4 protein-coding genes are annotated in these 4,404 nt (G+C 71.3%); 1 reads left to right on the top strand and 3 read right to left on the bottom strand.

The features are described 5' to 3' along the window. Positions 1 to 259: 259 nt before the first annotated feature. From RIM90_RS30760 to RIM90_RS30750, 3 genes are read right to left on the bottom strand one after another with little or no spacing between them, the layout of a single operon-like run. Positions 260 to 886 carry a hypothetical protein gene (locus RIM90_RS30760; protein ID WP_309064023.1) on the bottom strand — a complete coding sequence of 209 codons (627 nt, stop codon included), beginning with the start codon at positions 884 to 886 and terminating at the stop codon, positions 260 to 262. Then, positions 883 to 2,496, bottom strand: a complete 1,614-nt coding sequence (locus RIM90_RS30755; RefSeq protein ID WP_309064022.1) for a HAMP domain-containing sensor histidine kinase — start codon at positions 2,494 to 2,496, stop codon at positions 883 to 885. Before RIM90_RS30755 ends, RIM90_RS30760 begins: the two co-directional genes overlap by 4 nt. After that, positions 2,493 to 3,179, bottom strand: coding sequence for a response regulator transcription factor (locus tag RIM90_RS30750; protein ID WP_081235485.1), 687 nt, complete (start codon positions 3,177 to 3,179; stop codon positions 2,493 to 2,495). The genes RIM90_RS30755 and RIM90_RS30750 overlap by 4 nt, the downstream gene beginning before the upstream one ends. 163 nt (positions 3,180 to 3,342) lie before the next feature. On the opposite strand from RIM90_RS30750, the gene RIM90_RS30745 reads away from it, so the two are divergent. Beyond that, entirely contained in the window at positions 3,343 to 4,230 is an 888-nt protein-coding gene (locus RIM90_RS30745; protein WP_309064021.1) for a DUF3152 domain-containing protein, read from the top strand. Positions 4,231 to 4,404: the final 174 nt, after the last annotated feature.

Below are 4,404 nucleotides of genomic sequence, written 5' to 3'. Positions count from 1 at the left end.
ACCGCCTGATGCCACGGAACGGCCCGATGCCACAGTGCACGACCTCAACGCCCGCCGAGTGCTGCGGACCAGGATCCTCGGCGGCGTGATCAGCGAGTACCGCTATATCGCTTGACCGGCGACGATGGCTTTTCGAGCGGCACAGCATATGCCCGGAAGCGGTCGGCCGGCCTGCCACCGTGCGGTCAGGCGGGGGCGTGGCCGGAAGGCCGGTTCCGGTCCTGGGCGGGGGCCGTCCTGGGTGGGGGCCGCCCGGTGGTCAGCCGGAGGGCTCCCACGGGGTCGGTGCTTCCGGCTGCTCCTGCGGAGGGGACACGACGGGGCACGCGTGGTCCGACTGCGTCATCGCCCATCCGTCCCCGAACACATGCAGGCTGCTGGGTGCGGCGGAACGGCGCGCGGTGTCGCCGTCGGCTTCCGCGTCGGCGCGGGGGACGGCGGTGGGGACCGGCGAAGCCGCGTGGTTCACCGTGCACGTCAGCTGGAGCATGGCCCGACGGCTCAGCGGAGCCGTCGCATCGGGGAGTTTGACGAAGAGGATGCCGCCGTCGATCGCCACCCGCGGCGCGTCCGTCAGGCGGGGCAGCTCCGTGGTGGCCATCGCGGCCTTGTTCGCGGCCGGCCCCTCGAACAGCAGGCGTACGACGGCCTCGAAGTCCCCGGCGTCGTCGATCCGGCGGGGATAGGGCGTCAACTTCCCGTCGCGCAGGAAGAAGAGGGAGATGGTGGCGGGCGTCGAGGGTGGTGTCGCACTGGGGGAGTACATGCCGCTCGCCGGCGCACCGGTCTCGATGACACCGGACGGGGGGACTCCGCACGCCGTGAGCGCGACCGCGGCCACGGCCGTGAGCCCGGACAGCAGCGCTGCCGTGCGCGAGCCCCTCACCGGGTGCCCCCGTCGGCCTCGGTGTCGGTGTCGTCGCGGTGCAGCGGGAGTTCGACCGTGAACACCGCGCCGCCCCGGGGCAGGTTCGCCGCCCGGATGCGCCCCCCGTGCAGGCGCACGTTCTCCGCCGTGATGGCCAGACCCAGCCCGCTGCTCTCGCTCCTGGCCCGTGAGGTGCTCGCCTTGTAGAACCGCTCGAAGATGTGCGGCATGGCCTCCTCGGCGATCCCCGGTCCGTTGTCGGTCACCTCGATGACGGCCCACGCCATGCCCGCCCCGTCCACCCGTACCCCCATGGTCAGCCGCACGGGCGGCTCTCCGTGCCGCAGCGCGTTGCCGATCAGATTGGCCGTCACCACGTCGAGTCTGCGCGGATCGACGCGCGCGCGGAGCTCACCCGGTCCGGGCAGCAGGGTCTCCACCTGCTCCTGCCGCCACCGGGAGGCGACGGTGCGCCGTACGGACTCGGCCAGGTCGATCTCGTCCCGGTTGAGTTCGGCCGCCCCCGCGTCGAAACGGGAGATCTCCATCAGGTCGTTCACCAATCCGCTCAGCCGGTTCGTTCCCTCGCTGATGAGCCGCAGCGCCTCACCGGTCTCCCCTTCTCCCTCCAGGTCCAGCACGTCGGTGACCGCCGACATCGCCGCCAGCGGCGTGCGCAGCTCGTGGGAGACATCCGCCACGAAGCGGCGCCCCTGGGCCTCCAGGCGGCGCAGCTCCCGTACGGTCCGCTCCAGTTCGGCCGCCGTCTCGTTGAAGGACCGGGAGAGATCGGCCAGTTCGTCGGAGCCGGTGACGTCCAGCCGGACGTCGAGATGCCCCGCGGCCATCCGGCGCGTCGCCCGGCGCAGCGCCCGTACGGGACGCAGTACGCCCCTCGCGGCGAGCAGCGCCAGGACGACGGCGAGGCACAGGGCCACCAGGGTGGCCCGCTCGATGCCGTGGACCATGGCCTCGACGTACCCCTCCTCGGTGGTCTGCGGGACCTCCAGGTACATCACGAGCCCGGAGAGCCTGGTCTCCAGGCCCTCGCCCCAGGTGTACGTGACGGGCATGCCGACGACGAGACGAGGACGCCCGTCGACGTTCATCCGCTGGAACACCGCGACACGTCGGTCCCGGACGGACCGGAGCATTTCGGGGCTCAGCTCGACGAAACCGGCGCTCGGCGCGTAGGCGCGGTGGCCACCGTACGTGGCCATGATCCGCCAGCCCGACGAACGGTTCGCGTGCAGCACCTGGTCCACCGCGGACTGGAGGTCCGCCTGGTTCGGGGCAATGGGGATGGAGGGCGCGACGGCGTCGACGCTCGTACGAAACTGGTTGATGACGGAGTCCTGGCTCTGCTGGAGCACCCCCGTGCGCGCCTCGCGGAAGGCGAGGGCCCCGGTGCCCAGGGAGCTGGCCATGGCCACCAGGACGAAGGACGTCAGCAGGCGGGGGCGCAGACCGCGCAGGGGGAGCGGGATGCGTGCCAGGGCCGCCCGGAGGAACCGCCGGGGGCCGGCACCCGGTACGGGGGCGGGGGGCTCTTCAGCCGTGGGGACCTCGGGTGCGGTCCTCCGCTCCCCGGCGGTCCTCCGTGTCCGCGCGGACGTCCGGTCGCTCATGAGGTGCCGAAGCGGTAACCGAATCCGCGTACGGTCTGCACGTAACGGGGATTCCTGCCCTCGCCGAGCTTGTTGCGCAGTCGCTTCACACAGGCGTCCACGAGCCGTATGTCGCCGTGGTAGCTGTGTTCCCAGACCGCTTCCAGCAGCTGCTGGCGGCTGAACACCTGGCCGGGCGAGGCCGACAGGGTCAGCAGCAGCCGCAGTTCGGAGGGGGCGAGGGTGACGGGTTCGCCGCGGTGCGTCACCACGAGTCCGGCGCGGTCGACGACCAGCTCGCCGTGCGTCTCCGCCCGGGGACGGGTGCCGTCCGGCAGCGACGCGTCCTGTCTGCGCAGTACGGCCCGTATCCGTGCGTCGAGCACCCGGGCCTGCACGGGCTTCACCACGTAGTCGTCCGCACCGGTCTCCAGTCCCACGACCACGTCGACGTCGTCTCCCCGGGCCGTCACCATGATGATCGGTACCTGGTCGCGGTCCCTGATCCGGCGGCACACGTCCAGGCCGGACATGCCGGGCAGCATGAGATCGAGCACGACGACGTCCGGCCGGAAGGGGAGGAGCTGTTCCAGCCCTTCCTCCCCCGTTTCCACGGCGAAGACCTCATGCCCCTGATGCCGCAGACCCAGTTGGACGGCCCTGCGGACATCTAGGTCGTCTTCGACGATCAGAACCCGTGGCATTTCGGCAGTGTAAGCAGACCGGACGAGATGACCGTCCCGAGGAAGGCCCCTCTCCGACCGCCGTTACACAACGATCACACGGGCCGGGGAACGCGGGCGTCGTTATCTTTCCGTGACAGCGCCGGCTCATGGGGATCATCTGGGATCACCAGATTGAGCTGCCATGTATTCGGCACGAGAGCGGCAATCCGCACCCGCCACCGGCAGCACCGCGGCCGGTCACCGCGCCGGTCACCGACGCCGGTCCGCCCATCGCCGGGGACGGCCGCGCCGCCGGGGCCGGAGCCTGCTGATCGGCCTGCTGGTGGCCGCCGGCCTGCTGGGTTCGGCGGCGTACCTCCTGGGAGGCGGGCGGAGCGACGCGTCGAGCGGTGCGCCGCACCCGCGGAGCACGCACGTCACCCCCACTCCCACACCGTCCCCCTCCGTCTCCCCTTCCTCCTCCCCCTCTCCCTCCGCGAGCCGGACCGAGATCGACGTCCCCCCGACGGGCAACGGTACGTTCGTCACCGCGCAGGCCAGTGGGGAGACGGTGGGCAGCGGTTCCCGCCCGGTGCGCTACGTCGTGGAGGTCGAGACCGGCCTCGACATCTCGCCGTCCCAGGCGGCGAACGAGATCGCCGAGATACTCGCCGCCCCGCGGGGCTGGACCCACGACCCGGACAACGCGTTCCAACTGGTGGGCGCGGGATCGCCGCACGACATCACGATAAAGATCGCGACACCGGCGACGGCGGACGCCCTGTGCTGGGCGGGCATCCAGCAGGACACCGGAGGCGAGTACAACTGCGAGGTTCCCGGAGGGGTGGTGGTGAACCTCAAGCGCTGGGTCAAGGGCTCGCCCAACTTCGACGGGCCGATCCACGACTACCGGGCGCTGATCATCAACCACGAGGTGGGGCACTTCCTCGGTCACTCGCACGTGACCTGCGGGGGCGCCGGGCGACTGGCCCCCGTGATGATGCAGCAGATCAAGGGCCTGCACGGCTGCGTCGCCAACGCCTGGCCCTACGACGAGAACGGTGACTTCGTCACCGGGCCGCCCGTATGACCGGCGCCGGTCCCGAGGCCGGCCGTCACGGCGGCCGGCCGTTACAGCTCGGCCATGTACCGGCCCCAGGGCCATGAACTGCCGACACGGTGCTGTTACGTTGGCTGTCCGGGTGGGATGATCTTCGGGTTGGTCATGGTGGAGGGGGACCGCCCGTGGACAGTGCGCCGTCGT

The sequence above is a fragment of the Streptomyces sp. genome, assembly GCF_031181555.1.
Taxonomy (GTDB): domain Bacteria; phylum Actinomycetota; class Actinomycetes; order Streptomycetales; family Streptomycetaceae; genus Streptomyces; species Streptomyces fimbriatus.
This window is presented reverse-complemented; position numbering and strand designations above follow the sequence as displayed.

Bases quoted from the DNA above. Each gene is read 5' to 3' on its own strand.
- RIM90_RS30755 (WP_309064022.1), bottom strand. From the start codon at position 2,496: ATGAGCGACCGGACGTCCGCGCGGACACGGAGGACCGCCGGGGAGCGG.
- RIM90_RS30750 (WP_081235485.1), bottom strand. From the start codon at position 3,179: ATGCCACGGGTTCTGATCGTCGAAGACGACCTAGATGTCCGCAGGGCC.
- RIM90_RS30745 (WP_309064021.1), top strand. From the start codon at position 3,343: ATGTATTCGGCACGAGAGCGGCAATCCGCACCCGCCACCGGCAGCACC.